The 20,453-nt window shown below is 58.9% G+C and carries 19 protein-coding genes; 9 read left to right on the top strand and 10 right to left on the bottom strand.

Translation table 11 applies throughout. The features are described from left to right. Positions 1 to 21: 21 nt before the first annotated feature. From CGA21_RS00995 to CGA21_RS00985, 3 genes are all read left to right on the top strand, one after another. Complete coding sequence (locus CGA21_RS00995) at positions 22 to 462, top strand: EamA family transporter (protein ID WP_110748283.1); 441 nt, start codon at positions 22 to 24, stop codon at positions 460 to 462. Positions 463 to 641: 179 nt separating this feature from the next. Further along, on the top strand, positions 642 to 1,520 hold the full coding sequence (locus CGA21_RS00990; RefSeq protein ID WP_110748286.1) for a Tim44 domain-containing protein: 879 nt from the start codon (positions 642 to 644) through the stop codon (positions 1,518 to 1,520). A 138-nt stretch (positions 1,521 to 1,658) separates the two neighbouring features. After that, positions 1,659 to 2,066, top strand: coding sequence for an SMI1/KNR4 family protein (locus tag CGA21_RS00985; protein WP_003187120.1), 408 nt, complete (start codon positions 1,659 to 1,661; stop codon positions 2,064 to 2,066). Positions 2,067 to 2,089: 23 nt separating this feature from the next. Here the strand turns inward: CGA21_RS00985 and CGA21_RS00980 are convergent, their stop codons facing one another. Beyond that, positions 2,090 to 3,853, bottom strand: a complete 1,764-nt coding sequence (locus CGA21_RS00980) for a cation:proton antiporter (RefSeq protein WP_179054955.1) — start codon at positions 3,851 to 3,853, stop codon at positions 2,090 to 2,092. A gap of 286 nt (positions 3,854 to 4,139) precedes the next feature. Here CGA21_RS00980 and CGA21_RS00975 point away from each other — a divergent pair, with 286 nt between their 5' ends. Continuing rightward, positions 4,140 to 4,622, top strand: coding sequence for an acyl-CoA thioesterase (locus tag CGA21_RS00975; protein ID WP_083349923.1), 483 nt, complete (start codon positions 4,140 to 4,142; stop codon positions 4,620 to 4,622). Between the two features lie 63 nt (positions 4,623 to 4,685). Here CGA21_RS00975 and pdxY read toward each other — a convergent pair whose 3' ends face one another. Continuing rightward, complete coding sequence (pdxY, locus tag CGA21_RS00970; RefSeq protein WP_110748291.1) at positions 4,686 to 5,558, bottom strand: pyridoxal kinase PdxY; 873 nt, start codon at positions 5,556 to 5,558, stop codon at positions 4,686 to 4,688. A gap of 120 nt (positions 5,559 to 5,678) precedes the next feature. Between pdxY and CGA21_RS00965 the strand changes: the two genes are divergently transcribed. Continuing rightward, entirely contained in the window at positions 5,679 to 6,092 is a 414-nt protein-coding gene (locus CGA21_RS00965) for a DUF3301 domain-containing protein (RefSeq protein WP_110748294.1), read from the top strand. Between the two features lie 70 nt (positions 6,093 to 6,162). On the opposite strand, the gene CGA21_RS00960 is transcribed toward CGA21_RS00965, so the two are convergent. Next, the gene (locus CGA21_RS00960) at positions 6,163 to 7,128 is read right to left on the bottom strand and encodes a CobW family GTP-binding protein (protein ID WP_188263361.1); all 966 of its coding nucleotides are present in this window, start codon (positions 7,126 to 7,128) and stop codon (positions 6,163 to 6,165) included. Between the two features lie 26 nt (positions 7,129 to 7,154). Between CGA21_RS00960 and CGA21_RS00955 the strand changes: the two genes are divergently transcribed. After that, the gene (locus tag CGA21_RS00955) at positions 7,155 to 7,511 is read left to right on the top strand and encodes an NADH:ubiquinone oxidoreductase (RefSeq protein WP_110748299.1); all 357 of its coding nucleotides are present in this window, start codon (positions 7,155 to 7,157) and stop codon (positions 7,509 to 7,511) included. Between the two features lie 3 nt (positions 7,512 to 7,514). On the opposite strand, the gene zigA is transcribed toward CGA21_RS00955, so the two are convergent. Then, complete coding sequence (gene zigA, locus CGA21_RS00950; RefSeq protein WP_188263360.1) at positions 7,515 to 8,720, bottom strand: zinc metallochaperone GTPase ZigA; 1,206 nt, start codon at positions 8,718 to 8,720, stop codon at positions 7,515 to 7,517. A 94-nt stretch (positions 8,721 to 8,814) separates the two neighbouring features. On the opposite strand from zigA, the gene folE2 reads away from it, so the two are divergent. Together folE2 and CGA21_RS00940 are read left to right on the top strand one after the other, a co-directional pair. Beyond that, positions 8,815 to 9,711 (top strand): GTP cyclohydrolase FolE2, encoded by an 897-nt coding sequence (folE2, locus tag CGA21_RS00945; RefSeq protein WP_188263359.1) that lies wholly within the window; start codon positions 8,815 to 8,817, stop codon positions 9,709 to 9,711. A 195-nt stretch (positions 9,712 to 9,906) separates the two neighbouring features. Further along, positions 9,907 to 10,806 carry a His/Gly/Thr/Pro-type tRNA ligase C-terminal domain-containing protein gene (locus CGA21_RS00940; RefSeq protein WP_110748308.1) on the top strand — a complete coding sequence of 300 codons (900 nt, stop codon included), beginning with the start codon at positions 9,907 to 9,909 and terminating at the stop codon, positions 10,804 to 10,806. 60 nt (positions 10,807 to 10,866) lie between these two features. On the opposite strand, the gene CGA21_RS00935 is transcribed toward CGA21_RS00940, so the two are convergent. Beyond that, a complete protein-coding gene (locus tag CGA21_RS00935; RefSeq protein ID WP_020797958.1) occupies positions 10,867 to 11,388 on the bottom strand; it encodes a DUF3617 domain-containing protein in 522 nt (173 codons plus the stop codon). A gap of 132 nt (positions 11,389 to 11,520) precedes the next feature. On the opposite strand from CGA21_RS00935, the gene cls reads away from it, so the two are divergent. Then, positions 11,521 to 12,960 (top strand): cardiolipin synthase, encoded by a 1,440-nt coding sequence (gene cls / locus CGA21_RS00930; protein ID WP_188263358.1) that lies wholly within the window; start codon positions 11,521 to 11,523, stop codon positions 12,958 to 12,960. A gap of 3 nt (positions 12,961 to 12,963) precedes the next feature. On the opposite strand, the gene cfaB is transcribed toward cls, so the two are convergent. The 5 genes from cfaB to hflK (CGA21_RS00905) all read right to left on the bottom strand — a co-directional run bounded on the left by cfaB (position 12,964) and on the right by hflK (CGA21_RS00905) (position 20,277). Then, a complete protein-coding gene (gene cfaB / locus CGA21_RS00925; protein WP_110748314.1) occupies positions 12,964 to 14,151 on the bottom strand; it encodes a C17 cyclopropane fatty acid synthase CfaB in 1,188 nt (395 codons plus the stop codon). 168 nt (positions 14,152 to 14,319) lie between these two features. Beyond that, positions 14,320 to 16,233: a heavy metal translocating P-type ATPase gene (locus CGA21_RS00920; protein ID WP_110748316.1), complete on the bottom strand. Its 1,914-nt coding sequence runs from the start codon at positions 16,231 to 16,233 to the stop codon at positions 14,320 to 14,322. After that, the gene (hflK, locus tag CGA21_RS00915; protein ID WP_188263357.1) at positions 16,230 to 17,288 is read right to left on the bottom strand and encodes a protease modulator HflK; all 1,059 of its coding nucleotides are present in this window, start codon (positions 17,286 to 17,288) and stop codon (positions 16,230 to 16,232) included. Before hflK (CGA21_RS00915) ends, CGA21_RS00920 begins: the two co-directional genes overlap by 4 nt. After that, a complete protein-coding gene (gene hflC, locus CGA21_RS00910) occupies positions 17,285 to 18,319 on the bottom strand; it encodes a protease modulator HflC (RefSeq protein ID WP_188263356.1) in 1,035 nt (344 codons plus the stop codon). The genes hflK (CGA21_RS00915) and hflC overlap by 4 nt, the downstream gene beginning before the upstream one ends. Further along, on the bottom strand, positions 18,316 to 20,277 hold the full coding sequence (hflK, locus tag CGA21_RS00905) for a protease modulator HflK (protein WP_188263355.1): 1,962 nt from the start codon (positions 20,275 to 20,277) through the stop codon (positions 18,316 to 18,318). The genes hflC and hflK (CGA21_RS00905) overlap by 4 nt, the downstream gene beginning before the upstream one ends. Positions 20,278 to 20,453 lie beyond the last annotated feature (176 nt).

Raw genomic sequence — 20,453 nt, 5'->3', positions numbered from 1 at the left:
TGAACTGAAAGGAAACGACTCATGGGCTCAGGTTTCTTTTCTTCCTGGACATTCTGGGCTCTTTTATCCGCTGTATTCGCGGCAATGACCGCCATTTTTGCGAAGATCGGCGTCGAAAACGTCAATTCAGACTTCGCTACCCTTTTGCGCACGGTCGTGGTGCTGATCAGCCTGGCCTTGATTTTGTACGCCACGGGCCAATATCAGTCTTTAGGATCGATCTCTGCCAGGAGCTACGTGTTCCTGTTGTTGTCGGGCCTTGCCACCGGTGCGTCGTGGATTTGCTATTTCCGTGCACTCAAGGTCGGCCCGGCCTCACTGGTCGCCCCCGTGGACAAACTCAGCGTGGTGTTGGTGGCCGTGCTCGGCGTGGTCCTGCTGGGTGAGAAGCTTGATCTGCGCCAGTGGAGTGGGGTCGGCCTGATCACGGCGGGCGTCATCATGCTCGCGCTGCGACGATAGACATCCTTCTTACAGAACTTATCCACTTTTCCTACAGACCAAAGTTAACAAGCCCTATTGCACTGACTGAAGCTGAATGCAACCTGTCAGGCAAAAGCTCGAAACACTCTGCCGCTAGCCAGTAACACTTCAGCTGTGCAACATGGCGCGCGTGCCTTCCACAAATGGGAATTCCCTTTATGAAACGTTTTCTTAGCATCGCCATGGCGTTGTGCATCGGCTTGACGATGAGCCTCGACGCCAATGCCGCCAAGCGCTTTGGTGGTGGCAAAAGCGCAGGCGCTGCGCCGACGCACCAGACCAGCCAGATGGCTCCTTCTTCTCCAGGCATGGGCGGCGCTGCAGCGACCGCTGGTGCAGCCGGTGCCGCTGGCGCTGCAGCCAAGGCCGGTGGCGCTTCGCGCTGGCTCGGCCCTCTGGCCGGCATCGCCGCTGGCGGCCTGCTGGCATCCATGTTCATGGGCGACGGTTTCCAGGGCATGCAGATCTTCGACATCCTGATCATGGCGGTCATCGCGTTCCTGGTCTTCCGCTTCATCGCCGCTCGTCGTCGCAAGCAGCAGCCGCAAATGGCTCCTGCAGGCTACGCGCCGATGCAGCGTGAAGCGTTCGAACAGAAGCCTGCTGGCGGTTCGATCTTCGGTGGCGCGGCAGCACCGGTTGCCGCTCGTCCGGTAATCAACGCTCCGGCCTGGTTCAACGAACACAACTTCATCGAAGCTGCGCGCAATCACTTCCAGTCCCTGCAGCAACACTGGGACGCGAACGAAATGGACAAGATCGCCGAGTTCGTAACCCCGCAAATGCTGGAGTTCCTCAAGCGCGAACGTGCTGACCTGGGTGACGGCTTCCAGTCCACCTACATTGATAACCTCAATGTGCAACTGGACGGCGTAGAAGACCGTGCCGACAAGACCATCGCCACCCTGACCTTCAGCGGCGTGTCGAAGACCTCGCGTTTCGACCAGGGCGAAGTGTTCAGCGAAAGCTGGAACATGGAACGTGCACAGGGCGAAAACCAGCCTTGGCTGGTGGCTGGTATCCGCCAGAACGGCTGATTCCCCTCCGCGCTTCACTTGCTGTAATAAAAACCCCAGCCTCGGCTGGGGTTTTCTATTTCGCGGTTGCATCTATAGCGAGCTACTGTATAAACCGCCCCATATAAACCGCGCCATACAAGCAAGAGGATCCCGGACGTGGAAGAAATCATCGAACAACTGCGTGAAGCCAACGAACCGGTACCGGTCCCCTTGGAGTTGCCCGACGAAGATCTGCTGGTGGAAATCGAAGAACAACTGTTCATCGACATTCCGTTCGTCTTCAGGGAGTTCCTGCTGACTGTCAGCGACGTGGTCTATGGCAGCCTGGAGCCCGTCACCGTCACGGACCCGCAATCCCACACTTACCTGCCCGACGTTGCCGCCAACGCCTGGGATGCAGGCGTCGATCGCAGCCTGATCCCGATCTGCCAGGACGGCGACGACTACTACTGCGTCGAAGAAGACGGCACCGTAGTGCTTTGGCAGGCCGAAGAAGAGCTGATCGCCGAAGAAACCTGGGAATCGGTATGGCACTGGGCGCGGGACGTCTGGCTGGAAAGCTGAGCCGTTCGACGTCCCCCACATGATCAATGCCCCGGCGAATCCTTGTGGTTTTCCAGGGTATCGAGCAAGGCCACCTGCATCCGTGTGTGCACTCGGATGAACCAGCGCCAGAGCAACGCCGCTACGGCGGCCGCGACCACGGCGATCAGGACCAGCAACTTGTTGGTCGGCAGAATACTGGCCGACAAGGCTGCCAGCAGCAGGAAAATCACCAGCAGCGAGAGGATCGGGATCACTTCGGAGATCACCCGGCGCACTCGCTGCGTGTGACGACCCGCCATCTCCGGTTTGACGCCCATTTCCGCCAGCAACATCGACAACGCCTTGAGCTTGCGATACGCGGCAATCAGGAAAGGCAGCGACAGCAGCAGCGCGCCACCCCAGATCAGCGCTTTCTGCCAGCTCGAATCACTGATCCAGTCTTGCAGATAGGTAGACATGCCTTCGGCAAAGTAAGCGCCGGCGAAGAAGATCGCAATCACCAACGCCAGATTGACCCCCACCTGCAGCAAAATCCGCCGAATCATCGAAGCCAGCAACGCACCCTCGCCCTGCGGCGAAATACTGCGCAGCCATTCGCCATACATCCCCAACACACGAGCCAGCCGTTGCGGCATCACCGCGGCCAGTTTTATCGACAGCGGGTCGGCCGCGCGGATCAGATAGGGCGTCATTAGCGTGGTGAGCACCGAAACCGCCACGGCCACCGGATAAAGGAAGTTGCTGGTGACCTGCAGGGTCATGCCCAGCGATGCAATGATGAAAGAGAATTCGCCAATCTGCGACAGCCCCATCCCGACGCGAAGCGAAGTTCGTCCGTCATTGCCGGCGATAAAGGCGCCAAGGCCGCAGGACAGCATCTTGCCGAGCACCACCGCCACGGTGATCACCGCAATTGGCCAGGCGTATTGCAGCAAAATCATCGGGTCGAGCATCAACCCGATCGCCACGAAGAAGATCGCGCTGAACAAATCGCGAACCGGTTCGATCAAGCGCTCAATTTTCAGCAACTGACGCGACTCAGCCATGATCGCGCCAATCAGGAACGCACCGAGCACCATGCTGTATTCAAGCTTGACCACCAGCAGGCAGAATCCAAAACACAAGCCCAGCACGGTGATCAACAGCATTTCGTTGCTTTCGAATTTGGCCACGTAGGCCAGCAACCGCGGTACCAGCAAGATGCCAATGACCAGCGCGACGATCATGAACAGCGAAAGCTTGCCGACAGTGGAGAACACTTCGCCCGAACTGACCGTGCCGCTGACCGCGATACTGGACAGCAAGGCGATGATGCCGATACCGAGGATGTCTTCGACGATCAGTACGCCGAATATCAGCTGCGCAAAGCGCTGGTTTTTCATCTTCAGGTCATTGAGTGCCTTGACGATGATGGTGGTCGAGGAAATGGCCAGGATCGCCCCGAGAAATAGCGAGTCCATCGTGTTCCAATCGAACCAGCGGCCGATTTCGTAGCCGATCCAGATCATCAGAACGATTTCCAGAAACGCCGCGATAAACGCTGTGGCACCGACCTTGAACAGCTTGCGCAGGCTGAACTCCAGGCCCAGGCAGAACATAAGGAAAATCACCCCCAGCTCCGCCAGGGTCTTGATGGTTTCTTCGTCGTGGATCAGGCCGAATGGCGGAGTGTGCGGGCCAATAATGAAGCCGGCCACAATGTAGCCCAGCACCACCGGTTGCTTGAACCGATGGAAAAGTACGGTCACCACGCCCGCAACCAACATGATCACTGCCAGATCCTGAATAAAACTGATGGCATGCATGGCGTGGGCTCCTTGGGTGCATTGGCTTAATCATCGGACGCGGCGAAGCGTCCGATTCGAGCAGCGTAAAAGTCTGCTTTGCGTGTAGGACTTTTCCCTGGGTCCGGGCTTTTGCAGGGTAACACCGCGACTTACGGCGAAAAGGCGGTGCAATATATGGAAACAGATCGATCAGGCGTGACGGCGGCCGCCCGCGCGGCGTCCCGATATCTGTTGGTTTGAAAAAACCGCTGAAGCGCCCGCAGAGGTGCGTCCCTCAAACCTTGCCTTGACCCGTGAGAACGCTATGGAACCCGGAAACGCCCAGCTGTCGATGACAGTATTGATGACCCCCGACATGGCCAATTTCTCTGGCAATGTTCATGGTGGCACCCTGCTCAAATACCTCGACGAAGTGGCCTACGCCTGCGCCAGCCGCTATGCCGGCCGCTATGTGGTGACCTTGTCGGTAGACCAGGTGATTTTCCGCGAGCCGATCCATGTCGGTGAACTGGTGACCTTCCTGGCGTCGGTCAATTACACCGGCAACACCTCCATGGAGGTGGGCATCAAGGTGGTGACCGAGAATATCCGTGAGCGCTCGGTACGCCATACCAACAGCTGCTTCTTCACCATGGTCGCCGTGGATGACCAGCGCAAGCCCGCCCCGGTGCCGCCACTGCAACCTCAAAACAGTGAAGACAAGCGCCGTTATATCCAGGCCCAGCAACGTCGTCAGATTCGTCAGGAGCTGGAAAAGCGTTATCAGGAAATCAAGGGCGACGCTTGAAGCAAAAGATCGCAGCCTCTGTAGAAGCTGCCGCAGGCTGCGATCTTTTCGCCGTAACTGGAACTACAAACTGATCGGCGTGGCCTCGAACCGCACGCGCGGATGGGTGATCCGGTCCTGAGCCCGAACCAATTCCATTTCGTAACTGGCGCAGGCCTGGGTCTCCAGCAACACTTCATGCACCGCCGACGCGGCGAATTCGAAAGCTGCCACCAAGCTATCGCCCAGCAGGACGCGGGCCAGGAACAACCCGGACGTCAGGTCGCCAACACCCACCGGCTGACGCGGAAACGCCAGCAGCGGCCGCTGCAGGTGCCAACTGCCTTCGGCCGTCACCAGCAACATCTCAAAGACATCGGTTTTTTTGCCGGGATAATCCAGGTGCTTGACCAACACCGCCTTCGGCCCGCGTGCCAGCAGTGCCCGCGCCATCGCCAGGCAATCGAACAGCGACTGCGGCTTGCGCCCCGAGAAGCTGTCGAGCTCCAGTTGATTGGGGCACATGAAATCGGCCACGCTGGTGGCCTCCTCCAGCAGGAAATCGCTGACTTCCGCCGGTACGCTGCAACCCTTCTCCGGATGGCCCATCACCGGGTCACACAGGTACAACGCCTTGGGATTGATCGATTTGATCTTCGCCACACCCGTCAGGATCGCCCTGCCCTGGGCTGCACTGCCGAGGTAACCGGACAGCACCGCATCGCAATTGCCCAGCTCGCCAATGGCCGCGATACCGTCTACCAGATCGGGAATCTGGTGCGGCGCCAATACGTCTCCCGCCCACTGGCCGTATTGGGTGTGATTGGAAAACTGCACGGTGTTAAGCGGCCAGACATTCACCCCGACCCGCTGCATCGGGAAAACCGCGGCACTGTTGCCTGCGTGACCGAACACCACGTGGGACTGGATAGCAAGCAGATGGGGTGTACGTTTCATGCGGTAAGTTATCCGTAAAACGATTGAAATTCGTGCCGCGCAGTATGCGACTAAACGCAGCCTGTACGACAGACCAACGACACAGTTAAGCTGACACTATCTTGTTGGAGCGCCCTGTAGATGCTGACCCTTGGAAATATTCTAGTGCTGATGCTTTTCGCTACCGCGGCTGCCTGGCTATGGCACAACCACGGCTTGCGCGAACACGCACTCGAGCGGGTCAAGCAGCATTGCGCCAAGCTTGGGATCGAGTTGCTGGATGGCAACGTAGCATTGAAAAAAATAGCGTTCATCAAGGATGCCAATGGTCGGCGACGATTGGCCCGTGTGTATAACTTCGAATTCACCGTAACCGGCGAAACCCGCCACAACGGTACCATCACCCAATTCGGCCCACACAGCGCACAGATCGAACTGGCGCCTTATCCTGTGCCATTCGACGACACCGCCACGGTGGTCGATGTGGCCAAGCCGCGTGCCGAGGTGATCGAGTTGAGCCAGTGGCGGCAGGAACATACCAAGTGGCGGCCTTGAACTAACGCAACTGGCGATCCCTGTAGAAGCTGCCGCAGATTCGGGCCGCGTTCGGACAATCTCTTGATCCTCACCCCAACCGACAGCCGTCAAGTCCTCGTTGCAGCACCTCAACATCCTGCATCTGACTGAAAATAAGCTCAATCCGCGAGTCCTGGCGCCATTCGCTGGACCGCCATTCCAGCGCCGCATTATCCAGCGCATTCGCCGACACCCACCCCTCGACGCTGTGGATAACCAACTTGGCCCGCCGCCAATCAAGGCCCGCGAGCCACCGAGCGATCCTGTCAGTGTCAAAGGTCTGGCTCGGATGCCAGCGCCAACCAATGCTCCAGCTGTCCTCCTGCGCCTGGCTCAAGCAAATCGGTAGCGCCGGATCGGTCCAGATCGCCGGCAACTGCGCCAACGCCTTTGGCGCCACGAAGTTATCCACACCCGCGACAGCCTGCGCGGCCAGGCCAGGCAATTGGCTCAATGGCAAGGCTGCATGCTGCGTCCAATACAATGGGCGTTCCGGCAATTGCGCGACAAGGCGTTGCCGAGCGATTTCATCAAGGTGTTCGGCCTTGTTCATCAGCAACAGGCCGGCACACTTCAACGCCTCCTGTTGCGCCGGCGGGAGCGGCTTGCCAGCAGCCAGCGCCTGGGCGTCCAGTACCAGAACGCAGGGCTGGACACTCAGGACACCTTGCCACGGCGCTTCACGCAACTGCCGGAGCAACCGCGCCGGATGCCCCAACCCGGACGGCTCGATGAACAGTCGATCCGGTCGCGCCTTGCGTAACAAACGGCCGAGACCGACCTGAAACGGTGCACCGTTGACGCAACACAAACAGCCCCCGGCCACTTCACCCAGTGCGATACCATCGGCATCACGGGTCAGCAATGCGGCATCGATACCGATCTGTCCGAATTCGTTGATCAGCACCGCCCAGCGCTCGCCAGCGGGACGTTGCGCCAGCAGGTGGCTGATCAGGCTGGTCTTGCCGGCCCCCAGTGGCCCGGCGATGACATGGGTGGGTATGTTCTGCAACATGATCGAAGGTGTCTTGGGAGGTAAGAATGCGGTGGATAGGCGTGTCGTTGCTGCTGGCGCTCAATAGTGGCGAGGCGCTGGCCCAGGCTTGCGTGGTCCACAGTCAGGCGGAACGGCTTGACGTGAAAGTCTGCCAGCAAAACCGCAACATTCCGCAAAAACTCTTTGCCGATGGATTCTGCAAGCCAAGCCTTGCAGGGCAGAAAGTCGAAGTGCAGTACGTCGACCAATGCCCTGGTGGGTCGTTCGGCGTGTGCAGCAACGCCCAAGTCGCCAATATGCCTTACCGGCAGGATATTCACTATTACGGCGTTGCCACGGATGCGGCGTATTTGAAGCCGTTTTGCGAAGCCCAGAGCCAGGGAACCTGGCTCGAGCCTTGAGGATCAAGCGGCCTCTTCATACCAAGGGCCAAACGGATCAGGCAACGAGCACCAGCTCTCTGCGCCTGGCGCCATCTCTTCATCGCTCAACAGGCAATCGTCCAGTTCGGCGGCAAGTTGCGCGAAATCGACGTTCTGGCCGATGAACACCAGTTCCTGCCGGCAATCCCCACTATCAGCGTCCCAGTTCTGCAGGATGGCGGCGGTGCTTTCCTGATCCTGCGGCCACTGATCCTTCGGCACGAAACGCCACCAGCGCCCGGCAAAACCATAACGCATCATTCCGCCGGCCTGGGACCAACTGCCAGCATCCGTGTGTTTGCTCGCCAACCAGAAGAAGCCCTTGGAGCGCAACAGCTTGCCATTGAGCCACGGACCCTCGATGAAATTGAAGAAGCGTTGCGGATGAAAGGGGCGACGCGCGCGATAGACGTAGGACGCGATGCCATATTCATCGGTTTCCGGCACGTGTTCACCGCGCATTTCCTGCAACCAGCCCGGTGCCTGCGCCGCTTTCTCGAAGTTGAAACGACCGGTATCGAGGATCTTCTCCAGCGGCACTTCGCCCATGACCATCGGGATGATTAGCGCCTGCGCATTGAGGCGTTCAAGAATCGCCGTCAGCTCCTCGCGTTCTCGGCTACTGATCAAGTCGATCTTGCTGATCAGGATGACGTCGGCGAATTCGATCTGCTCGATCAACAGATCGGTGATCGCGCGCTCATCCCCCTCGCCCAGCGTTTCGCCACGGGACGCCAGGCTTTCGGCAGCCTGGAAGTCGAGCAGGAAATTCATGCCATCGACCACGGTAACCATCGTGTCGAGCCGGGCAATGTCGGTGAGGCTCTGGCCGTTTTCATCGCGGAAGGTAAAGGTCTCCGCCACTGGCAGCGGTTCTGAAATGCCCGTTGATTCGATCAACAAGTAATCAAAACGACCCTCCCGAGCGAGCGAGCCAACCTCCTTCAGCAAGTCTTCCCGCAACGTGCAGCAGATGCAGCCGTTGCTCATCTCCACGAGTTTCTCTTGCGCACGATTGAGACTGACATCGCGCTGGACTTCACTGCCGTCGATATTGATTTCACTCATGTCATTGACGATGACAGCAACGCGCAGACCATTTCTATTACGTAATATGTAATTAAGAAGTGTACTTTTTCCGGCTCCAAGAAAGCCCGAGAGGACTGTCACGGGAAGGCGATTTGGCATCAGAAGCTCCTCACAGGGTACCCGGTGAAATTGTCGGGCTTGTTTTAATGTTATCATATAACATTACACAACAAACTCCACGATGGACCTGCTCATGAATGCGCTGACTCTGCCGGATATCGCCGCGCAGGCATTACGCCAAGCCCTCCCATTGGAATGGGTGGGCATGTGTGGCATTGCTCTTCCTGTTTTACTCGACGGCAAAAAATTGCCCGCGACGGCCGACGCGGGCATAAGCCTCGATAACGGCGAGGCGCGTGGGATTCATATGTCGCGGCTGTATCTGGGTTTGGAAACGCTTGAGCAAGAAACGCTCTCGCCCGGTCTGCTACGACGGGTTTTGCATAGTTTCCTGATCAGTCACGAAGGGCTAGCAAACAACGCCTACCTGAATATTCACACCGATTTGCTGCTTAAAAGACCGGCATTGCTCAGTCCTCTGTCTGGCTGGAAAAGCTATCCCGTCAGCATCGAAGCACGTTTGAAAAACCAGATGTTCCACGTGGAACTAAAAATGGCACTGCCTTATTCCTCGACCTGTCCTTGTTCCGCCGCGCTTTCCCGACAACTGATCCAACAGCAATTCGTCGATGATTTTGCCAACCGAAGATTGCATCACGACGACGTACTTGCTTGGCTCGGCTCCCCTGAAGGCATTGTTGCGACGCCCCATAGTCAACGCAGTACGGCGCAATTGAGTCTGCGACTACACGAGAGCCTGGATGAATTGCCGCTGGTCGCAATCATCAACGACGCCGAGGCTGCCCTCGGCACCGCCGTACAAACCGCTGTCAAACGGGCTGACGAACAGGCGTTCGCCTTGGCTAATGGTCAGAACCTGATGTTTTGCGAAGACGCTGCTCGGCGCTTGAACCTGGCCCTGAAACGCTCAGCCGGCATCAGTGGGTTCCAGATACGCGTGATCCATGCTGAAAGCCTGCATGCCCACGATGCCGTCGCAGAGAGTCGGTGGAACTGGGAGGCCGCATGATCCATTTACAGGCCTTGCGCGAGGATCTGTACCGAAGTTATAGCGCACATCAACAATCAATCTGCTGCGCGTCTACAGGGCTTTGTAGAACGAGTTTTGAGTGGGCACGACAAACGTCTACATGACAGCGGCCGGGGTTTGGATCTAAGGTTAAGCCGCTGACGCATGTGATCGAAGCATTCGAGAACAAAAATCATGATCCAGATCACTCTGCCCGATGGTTCATTGCGTGAATATGATCAACCGCTGTCCATACATGAGGTTGCCGCGAGTATTGGCCCCGGGCTGGCCAGCGCTGCGGTAGCAGGTCGGGTGGACGGCCTGTTGGTGGACTGTGAGTTCGTGATCCGGGCCAATGCCAGGGTCAACATCGTTACGCCCCAGGAACCCGACGGCCTGGAGATTTTGCGGCGCTCCTGTTCGCTGATATTGGCGATGGCGGTCAAGCAATTGCATTCCCATGCTCAATTGCGAACTGGCTCGGCGTTGGGTGACGGGTTCTATTGTGAGTTCGCTGTCGAACGCCCAATGAGAACCGCTGACCTGCCGCTGATCGAAGCGCGTATGCATTCATTGGCGGCGGCCAACCACTCTATCCGCCGCAATCGCAACCACTCGCCCTCTTGCGCCGATCTGTCGCTGTATCGCCTGGGGAATACCGACTATGTGACGAGCGGCCCTCATGTGCCCACCACCAGGGTCTTACAAGCTTTCGCCCTCGATCACATCAACGGCACCTTGCAGCAACGCATCTATGGTACCTGCTGGTCCAGCCACCAGGAGCTGCAGCATTGGCGCCTGCCAGCCCATGTGGTGGTGGTCAGCATGGATGACCGGCAGGCAAGCTACGCACACGCGGTTACCGAACACTTGCGCCGCAGTGGCGTGCGAGCCTTGGCGGACCTGCGTAACGAAAAAGTTCGCCACAAGATCCGACATCACAGTCAGACGGTGCCGTACCTGGTGGTGGTTGGTGAACAGGAAAGAGCTGGCGGGTATGTCAGCGTGCGCAATCGCCATGGAGAGGATTTTGGCAGGATGAAGGTTGAGGCGGTGGGCGAGTGGTTGAGTCAGCCGGGGATTGGAGGTGGCTGAACGGACGTCTTCGCGGGCAAGCCTTGCTCCTACAAAAAAGCAAGGCTCGCCCGTTGATGTTTAGGCTCTTGGTTTTACGGTGCCACAGTCCTGTCCCAACCAGACCGCGCGGGTATCGAGGCTACCCTTCTGCTGGATGCCGGTGGCGTTGAACGTACCGTTGACCTTGGTGGTGAACTCACGATCGCTGAGGAAGGTGGCTACACCCGCGCCCTGTGCTTTCGGGCAGCTGAAACGGAACTTCCACTGGTTACCGGTGCGCTCGGTGATTTCCTGTTTGCAGCCCGATTGTGGGTCGGTCAGCGGAATGTTGTCGCTCTTGACCTGCTCTGGCGTCAAGCACGCCCGAATCCCTTTGCCACCCATGGTGATGCCCTGTTTTTCCAGCTGCGCGCGCTGTTCAGGAGTCATCTGGCTTTGTATTTGACCCAGGATCAGTTGCAGATCCGGCAGGTTCTGGTCATCGACTTTCATGTTGCTCGAAGTCAATTCCCATAAACCTGGCTGAAGCATCTGCGCCTGAGCAGCCACAGGAAGTGCCAAACCAAATGCCATGGCCAAACCCAGCAGACGAACGTTCATCGAGTAACTCCTGATCAGTAGTGGCCGTTAGACGTCGCCGGCGGGCTTCGGTTCATGGGCCAATTAAATAGCGACATTCTGCACGGAACATGGTCTGTTAAGCATTGAATCTTCAGGAGCAAGGCTGCCCCCATGGATTATTTTGGACCCCATGTCTTTGGTTATTTCATCGCACTGCTGCACTCATTGGGCCTGATTGCGGCAATCCATGCCGTGTTGACCGTCCGCACCGCGCAAGGCTCGATCGCCTGGGCCTTGTCATTGTTGTTCATGCCTTACCTGACACTGATCCCCTACCTGGTATTCGGTCGCAGCTCCTTCGATGGCTACATCAAGGCTCGGCGCCAGGCCAACGAGGAGATGCGCAAGGCGGTCTCCGAGCTGAACTGGCGGCCATGGGTGGAGGAAGCCCTCACCGCTCGCGCATCCAGCGCCTACGCGTCGCTGAGGGCCATGCCGAAACTGGGGCGCATGCCGTGCCTGGCAAACAACGAAGTGCGCTTGCTGGTGAATGGACAGGCGACCTTCGAAGCGATTTTCCACGCTATCGACCAGGCCACGGAAGCCGTACTGGTCCAGTTCTTCATCATCCACGATGACCGGCTGGGCCGTCGCCTTCATGACTTGCTCCTGCACAAAGCCAGCGAAGGCGTGGCGATTTACCTGCTCTACGACCGAATTGGCAGCCACTCCCTGCCCCACGGTTACGTCCAGTCACTGCGCGATGGCGGCGTCAAGGTCAAAGCCTTCGCCACCCGCAGCGGCTGGCTCAATCGTTTCCAGGTCAACTTTCGCAACCACCGCAAGATCGTGGTCGTCGACGGCATGCTCGGCTTCGTCGGTGGCCACAACGTTGGCGATGAATACATGGGCGAGAAACCACCGCTGGCACCGTGGCGCGATACCCATGTGCAAGTACGGGGACCGGTGGTGGCCTGCATGCAAGAATCCTTCGCCGAAGACTGGTTCTGGGCGGCTCGAGAATTACCGCCGCTGATCCTGCCGCAGGTTTACCCGGACGACGGAGTGCTGTGCCAGGTACTCGCCAGTGGCCCGGCGGACGCCTACGAAACCTGTTCACTGTTCTTCGTCGAAGCGATTCACGCATCGACCGAACGGGTATGGATCACCAGCCCTTATTTCATCCCCGATGAAGCGGTACTCGCAGCGTTGCGCCTGGCGGTCTTGCGCGGGGTGGATGTGCGAATCCTGCTGCCGTCGCGGCCCGACCACCGAATCGTCTACGCCGCTTCCAGCCTCTATGCCTTTGAAGCCGTGCGCGCCGGTGTGCGGGTGTTCCGCTACCAACCCGGGTTCCTGCATCAGAAAGTGGTGTTGATCGACAGTGAAATCAGCGCCATTGGCAGTGCCAACATGGACAACCGATCGTTTCGATTGAATTTCGAAGTGATGCTACTGACGGTCGACAAAGCGTTTGCTGCCCAAGTGGAGCAAATGCTAAACGACGACTTCGACCAGGCTCACGAAATCGCCAAGGAAGAAGGCCGGGAGACCCGTCGCTTGCAGCAAATCGGCATGCGGGTCGCCCGGCTTATTTCGCCCATTCTCTAGGGATCAGGGATTGTAGATATCGTCTCGCGTCCAGGGCAGCTCATGGCTGCCATCGGCGTGGGCCTTCACCGCGAGAATCTGGTGCAGGTTGATCCAGCCGCGGGCGAACGCGTAGGCACATCCGGCCAGGTACAGGCGCCAGATGCGCAGGGCTTGATCCGGCACCAGTTTCGAGGCGGCCTCCAGATTGTCTTCCAGACGTTCGCTCCAGTGATCCAGGGTCCGTGCGTAATGCAGGCGCAGGCTCTCGACATCGACAATCTCCAGGCCTGCCTCACTGATCTCGGCAGAGATCATCGACAGGTGCGGCAGTTCTCCATTGGGGAACACGTATTTCTCAATGAACTCACCCGCACCGCGGCCCACAGGACGCCCATCGGTGTGCTTGGCGGTGATCCCGTGGTTCATCACCAACCCGCCCTCTTTCACTGCGCCGAACAAGGTTTTGCAATACTCGGCCAGGTTCGCGTGTCCGACATGTTCGAACATACCGACACTGACCACCTTGTCGAAGCGTCCGTCTTGAGGCAGGTCGCGGTAGTCGAGTAACTGCAACTCGATCAGGTCCTCCAACCCTTCCTCTTTTACCCGTTCCCGGGCCAGGGCCAGTTGTTCCTTGCTGAGGGTAATACCGAACACCTTCGCACCAAATTCACGGGCAGCGTACCGCGCCAGCCCACCCCAACCGCAGCCGACATCCAGCAGATACTCGCCAGGTTGCAGGCGCAACTTGCGGCACAGATGACGGAATTTTGCCTGTTGAGCCTGTTCAAGGGATTCACTGCCCGTCTCGAAGTAAGCGCAGGAATACGCCATGTCGCTGTCGAGCCACAGTTGGTAAAAGGCGTTCGAGAGGTCGTAATGGTAGGAGATCGCCTTGGCGTCAGTCTCCTTGTCATGCACGGTGCGGACCGGCTGATTGCTGTCGTCCTCATTCAGCAACGCCTGACTCCATTCATCGCACACGCGGATCACATCGCTGATGGAACCTTCGAGTTCCAGTTTGCCCTCGACAAACGCAGCCCCGAGCGCGTCCAGGCTAGGGTGGGTGAACTGGGTGACCATTTGTGGGTCCTTGACCACAATTGTGACACTGGGCGTCGGCCCCAGATTGAATTCATGACCGTCCCAGAGTCGCAGGCGTAGCGGTAACTGCAGATTCTGTAAGGCCGGTGGAAGTTGCGCGAGCATGGAAAATCCCCCTTGTTTCAGACGTCTGCTGAGAGGTTAGACCATCCTGGAAAACTAGCTGGCTATCGATTTGATAGCGGCATTCCATGAATATACAACGGTTGCGAATTCGCAGAAATGACCGCTCTCACCTAGATGACTGCAAATCCGGCCCACAGTTCTGTCTTTTTAAAACTGCTCTTCCTTGAGCTTGAACAGCGGTTCCTGAAAGCGCAGCAAACGCCCGGCATTGCCCAGCACCAACAATGTACTGAGGTTATGCAGCAACGCCGCGATCATCGCCCCTGCTGCCCCGAGCCAGCCGAACGCCGCGAAAGCAACGATCGCCAAGGTCCAGCCCAAACCGATAATCACGTTCGCTTGCAACGTCTGACGGCATTGACGACTCAAGCGCACGCAAGTGCCAAGGCGCCGCAGGTCGCTACCGATCAACACGATATCCGCTGAAGCCAGCGCGATATCCGCACCGCCTGCACCCATTGCCACACCGACAACGCCTGCCTTGAGCGCCAGGGAATCGTTGATGCCATCGCCAACCACCATAGGACGAAAACCGTTACCGATTTCTTGCAACACGCGATTCAATTTGTCCTCGGGCAAGGCCTGCGCCTCAACGTCACTGATACCGACATCCCGAGCGAGTGTGTGAGCCACGCTGTACCGGTCGCCGGTGAGCAAAAGCTGTCGGCCCAACCCAAGGTTCTTCAGCTCACTCAAGGCAACCTTGGCTTCCGGTTTAACACTGTCGGCCAACAACAGCCATGCGAGAAACTCACCGTTGAGTGCCAGCCCGGCAATAGGGCCATCGTGGTCGGGAACATCTGAAGTCGCGATACCCAACTGGGCGAACAACTCCGGCCGCCCAAGAGCAGCCTCGCCCTGCTCCGTCATGGCTACCACGCCCAAACCCTGACGCTCGCGAATGTCCGACAGCAACTGAAGATGCTCTGGTGGGACCAGCCCGGCCAGCGCCCGGCTGACCGGGTGACTGCTGGCGGAACCGAGGCTGGCGGCGAGTTTCAAGACGGGGTTGCGATCCTCCAGCGAGCTCTCGATGGATTGCAGGCGCAAGGTGCCGAAGGTCAGGGTTCCAGTCTTGTCGACCACCAGCGATGTCAGGTCTGCCAGCTCCTCGAGAAACGCCGAGCTACGAATCAGAATGCCGTGCCGAGCGGCTACCGCTACCCCGGCAATCGCCGTAGCGGGTGCCGACAGTACAAGCGCGCAAGGGCAAGCAGCCACCAGCACCGCGAGCATGGCCTGGGCATCGTTGGTGATAAACCAGGTGACTGCAGCCAGCAACAACACCAGCACCAGGTAGCTCCCGGCGTAACGCTCCAGCAATCGGGTGATTGGTGGCTTGGAGCGCTCGGCGTTTTGCATCAGCGCAATCACTTTGCCGAGGGTCGATTCGTCCCCGGTCCTGGTCACTTCAATGCGCAACAGGCCGTCGAGATTGATCGCGCCACCGAACACCGCCATTCCGACACCCGCCTCCATCGGCACCGACTCGCCGGTAATGGATGCGGTGTCCAGACTCGCCTGGCCGGACAACACCTGGCCATCCGCCGGCACCCGATCACCGGCACGGACTTCCACCAGATCGCCGGCCCTGAGCGTGCCATTGTCGACTTCGACGATGGAGCCGTCGGCCTGAACCTTGCGCGCGTGGCTGCGGGTCAATTTGCCTAGGGCGCGGATCGCTTCCTGCGAACCGATCACGCTGCGCTCTTCCAGCACGTGGCCGAAGATCATGATGATCGGCAGCAACGCAGCCGTCAGCAGATCGCCTGTTGCCCACGCGCCAAGCATGGCCAAGGCGATCAGTTGATCGGTGATGCCGTGCAGACTCGGGTATCGCAGGCTGTACCAGGCCGAACGCATCACTGGTACGGCCACCAGCACTGAAGCAGAACCCAGCAGCAATTGGCTGACTCCACTTTGCTCCGGGGACAACCAGCGCCATACGAGGCCCAACGCGAGCAAGCCGAGTGCAAGCATGGCCAAAGTCAGTTGGCGAGCAGCGCTGCGTTGTTCGGCCGAGGACAACATGCTCGGTGCGGCGGCAGTTTGAGCGGTCATTGTGCAGCTCCCTGAATGATCAGGCGGGAATCGTCTTGCGGATCGACCGTAATGACTGAGCCGGCCTGGCCAAGAATTTTCGGCATCCGCTCGCGGTAGATTCGCAGCAACATTTGCGGATCGGGGGCTTGGTGCTGCGCGTTGGCCAGACTGATCACCGTGGCGGTATCAGCCGAGGCTTTCGCCAGCCGTTCACTCGCCTGAGCGTGGGCGACTTGCAGCGTACGGTCAGCTTGTTCATTCGCGCTCTGGTTCATTTTCTCTGCTTCAGTGCGCGCGTTGGCCACGGTCTTGTCGGCTTGCTGGCTGGCTGTCAGTACAGCGTTGAAGGCGTTGATCGCAGGCGACGGCAGGCTCGACTGCACGTCAACCCGCGCCACTTCGATCCCCAGCCCCTGCCCTGTCGCGGCCAATCGCGCCAGGCGTTGATTGATGCCTTGCACCAGATCACCCCGCAGACGCTCGCGCCTTTCTGCCGCCTGATTATCAGCGCCGATCAACTCCGGCCGTGCGACCAGGATGGTGTCCAAGTCTCGTGCAGCCGTGAGCGCCAAGGCGCTACGGGTCACCAGGCGATCCAGGGCCGGCAGCACATGCTCGCCTTGAAGCACGAAGGCATACGGCTCCGTGACCTTGTAGAACACCCGCACATCCAGCTGCACCACACCGGCATCCCCCGTCAGCAAATAACCGGAACCTGCCAGCGCATCACTGATCGGCGACGCAAAACTGGCCGCGCGATCGGCTTGCAATGCGGCACCGGTTCGTAGCAGGTTCTCCACTCGACGCTCGATGACCCTATCCGCCGCTGGCAGCAAAATCACCTGTTCAAACGGTCGCGGCCAGGCCAATAGCAAACCGGCATTCTGGACGCGATCAAGAGCGCCGAAGTGCAAAACCACCGCACGATTTTGCGGGTCGATTTGTCGCACATTGGAGAACGCCCAAGCCAAAGCGGCCAACACCGTCACGGCATACAGAGCGAAAAACGCCACGCGTCCGGCCTGAATCCACGGGCTACTCAACTCATTTGTTCCACGTGGAACCAAATTCATGGCTGCGACCCGGGTTTATTTTCAAGCGTCGGCGGACCATCAACCAATGCCCGGAAAGGCGCGGCATCGGTACGCAGGATCAGTTTTGTGCCCGGGGTAATCACCGTGCCCAAGGTATCGAGTGAGCGCAGCAAATTGTAAAGCTGCGGTGAGCCAGCGTAGGCACGCGCATAAATCTGCGCGGCTTCGACCCTGGATTGCGCCTCAATGTCCGCCGCTTTCACCGTGGCATCGGCCTGGACGATTCGTGCATCACGTTCCGCTGCGGAGCGAATTTGCGCCGCTTCGCGCTTACCGATGGCGGTGCGTTCAGTCGCGATGGTTTCACGCTCGGCGCGCATGCGATCGACCGTCGCGGTGAGAGTGACAGACGGCAAGGTCAAGCGCTCGATGCCGACTTGTAGCACTCGCACGCCATAAGTGGTCAGCAATTGCTGATCGATTTGCTTGCGCAGCTGTGCTTCGAAATCGTCGATGTGCACCTGATTGGCATCGGTGTTCACCAGGTTGGCCAGGTCGAAACTACTGGCCGTGGTTTCCAGGGCGGAGCCGACGAAAGTGCGAATCTGCCGTGCCGCTTCGTCCGGCTGATTTTGCACAGCGCGCATAAAGCGCTGCACGTTGTCCGGATCACCCTGCACCTGCCAGGCAACATAAGCCTGAACGATAATGCGCAAGCCGTCCCGCGTGCCCACATCCTGCAGACCGCTGGACGTGGTGCGCAGTCGCAGATCCACCGGGATCGCCGCTTCGAAGGGTACCGGCCAGCGCCAGCCAAGCCCGGGTTCTACCAGCACCCGTGATGGATTGCCAAAACGTGTGATGACCGTGGCTTCGCCTGAACGCACTTGCACCAGGCTTGCTGCCGCCACGGCAAACGCCACCAACAACGCCGCCCAGCCCATGCGTCGCCAGGGGAACGGGCCGGCTTCTTGCGGATCACCATGATGGTGATGGCCGTGGTGATGGCCGCCATGGCCGTGATCGTGGCCACTGTGGTTGGCATGATCGTGGGTATGTAGCTGGCTCAATTGGCGACTCCTGGCTGAGCAGTTTTACGCGACGACGCAGGGTCAGCCGGCAACGTGAATGTACGCAGATCGATGGTTGGGGCATTGCTGCTGCCGCCCAGACGATGATCGAGTACCAGCAATCTGGCGCTGGCCAGGCCCTGGGAAAGTTGGCCGAGGTATTGCTCCAGCACAAAGGCCTGGCCGGCATTGGCGTAAGCTTTTTTCTCGGCGCTGAATTTCAGCTCGCCAGCCTTGGCCGTCGCGTTGATTTCGTGGGCGGTTGCCGTTGCCTGATCCCGGGCAATGCTCGCCTGCAACTGCGCCTGGTTGGTGGCTTCAGCGGCGGCTCCGCGTTCACGCGCAATCAACGCCTGCGCGCCGATCTGTGCGGCTTGCACCCCGTGATAAGCATTGGCAGCCCCTGCCGGGGGATGGATCGCTTCAACGACCGTAGCGAGAATTTCCACGCCGCTGTCGAGTTTCTGCAGGTCGGCCTGCACGGCCCGGCCGATTTCTCCGGCAAGCCCTACCCGGTCCTCACCGAGCAGACCGTCAAGGGTGCGTGACGCGAAATCGTGGACCAGAACTCGGCTCGCGGTGCTGCGGATCAACGTCGGCACATCCGCATTGTTATAGGTTGCAGCCAATGCCGCCTGATCGCTCAAACCAATGCGATAAACAAAACGCACGTCCATGTTGACGATCTGAAAGCTCTGCTTGTCTGCGCGGCTACTGGCAATCACCTGGGATTTGTCATTCACATGGCTGGCGTCCCACAACCGGTTGGCGGTTATCGGCGCCGGGCCTTCGGCGGGGTCTGCCTGTACGGGTGCCGATGTTTCGCCGACACTGGTGGCCAATTCGTGAACCACGCCATTTTCGACACTTAGCACCCTCCCCAATGGCCACGGTAAACCCGCATGCAGACCAGGCCCAAACACCGTCACCGGTTTACCGAATCGCTCGTAGATCCCCCGCCCTTGCAGCGGGATTTCGTGAACACCGGTCAGCACCCAACCGACGATGCCTACTACCCCGAGCACCGGCAACAATGCCCGGCGCATGTAAGTGAAGGCCCAAATCTGCCGCAGGTCGATGCCGAAGCGGTTGTGCAATTCGTTCTGCAATGCCTGCAATGGCCGTGGCGGCCAGCGCAACATGTCGGCGACAAAACTACGCGCCAGCAATGCAGGTTCAAGTTGTTCGCGACGCGGGCTGAACAATGACAGCACGGCACGCAGCAGTAATTCGAAGGCAACGAAGCCCGGCAGCAGGCCGATCAGTACCGCCAGACGCACCGGCCAAACCGAAGTCTCACTGCCGAACAGCAGGCAAAACGCACCAAGAATCAGGCTGATGATTGCCACGCGGGTCAGCTGCGCCAAGGCGCCTGCCTCGGGCCATTGGGCAGTATTTTCCTGAGCAAGCTGACGCTCGAGAACCAACAGACCAAAGGCCAACAACAACCCCATGACCGCGCCGACAGTGGCCGACATGCCCAGCGCTGCGGAAGGAAAAGCAAAGGTCCATGCCTGTTCGACGCATAACAACGCCAGCAGCGCCCAACCGGCCAGCCACAGTGTCGGGGCTCCGATTTGCCTGAGTAGCTTCAGCCAGCGCTGACTGATTCGCTCCAGCAGCCGTTCGTACCAACCCACCGGTTCTTCAGGTTCATCAGCGGCGACCACCGATGCCAAGGGATTCATCGCCTGCGCACGCCATTGCGTGACCCACCAGGCCGATTGCAAGCCAGCGACCAGCACCAGCAATGCGGCGCTCTGATTGAACAACAGCGCAGTCCAGAGGGATTGCGGCGCAAACAGCCCGACAAAAAAACCCAGCACCAGGCCCATTGCCGCGAGTGCGCCGAGGCCGACGGCGAGCAAGCGCAATCGTCGGCCCTGAAAAACTGCCTGCTGAAAGCGCGGCAGCCCGGCTGCCTGCGCTCCATCACCCTCTTCGAGATCGACTTGCATATCACTCCAGTGTTTAGCATCGCCCACGGGGCATTCCGTTACGATATAACGATACTGGTGAAATTTTCGTGCTCAGTCTGCTTATCTAAAGATGCTGAACCTGTCGCCAAGCTGAAGCCTTGACCGAAATGCATCGGAGCGCACATATTACGCTCGTAATTTTATTCAAAGACTAC

This window comes from Pseudomonas sp. PSB11 (genome assembly GCF_014596605.1).
Taxonomy (GTDB): domain Bacteria; phylum Pseudomonadota; class Gammaproteobacteria; order Pseudomonadales; family Pseudomonadaceae; genus Aquipseudomonas; species Aquipseudomonas umsongensis.
This window is presented reverse-complemented; position numbering and strand designations above follow the sequence as displayed.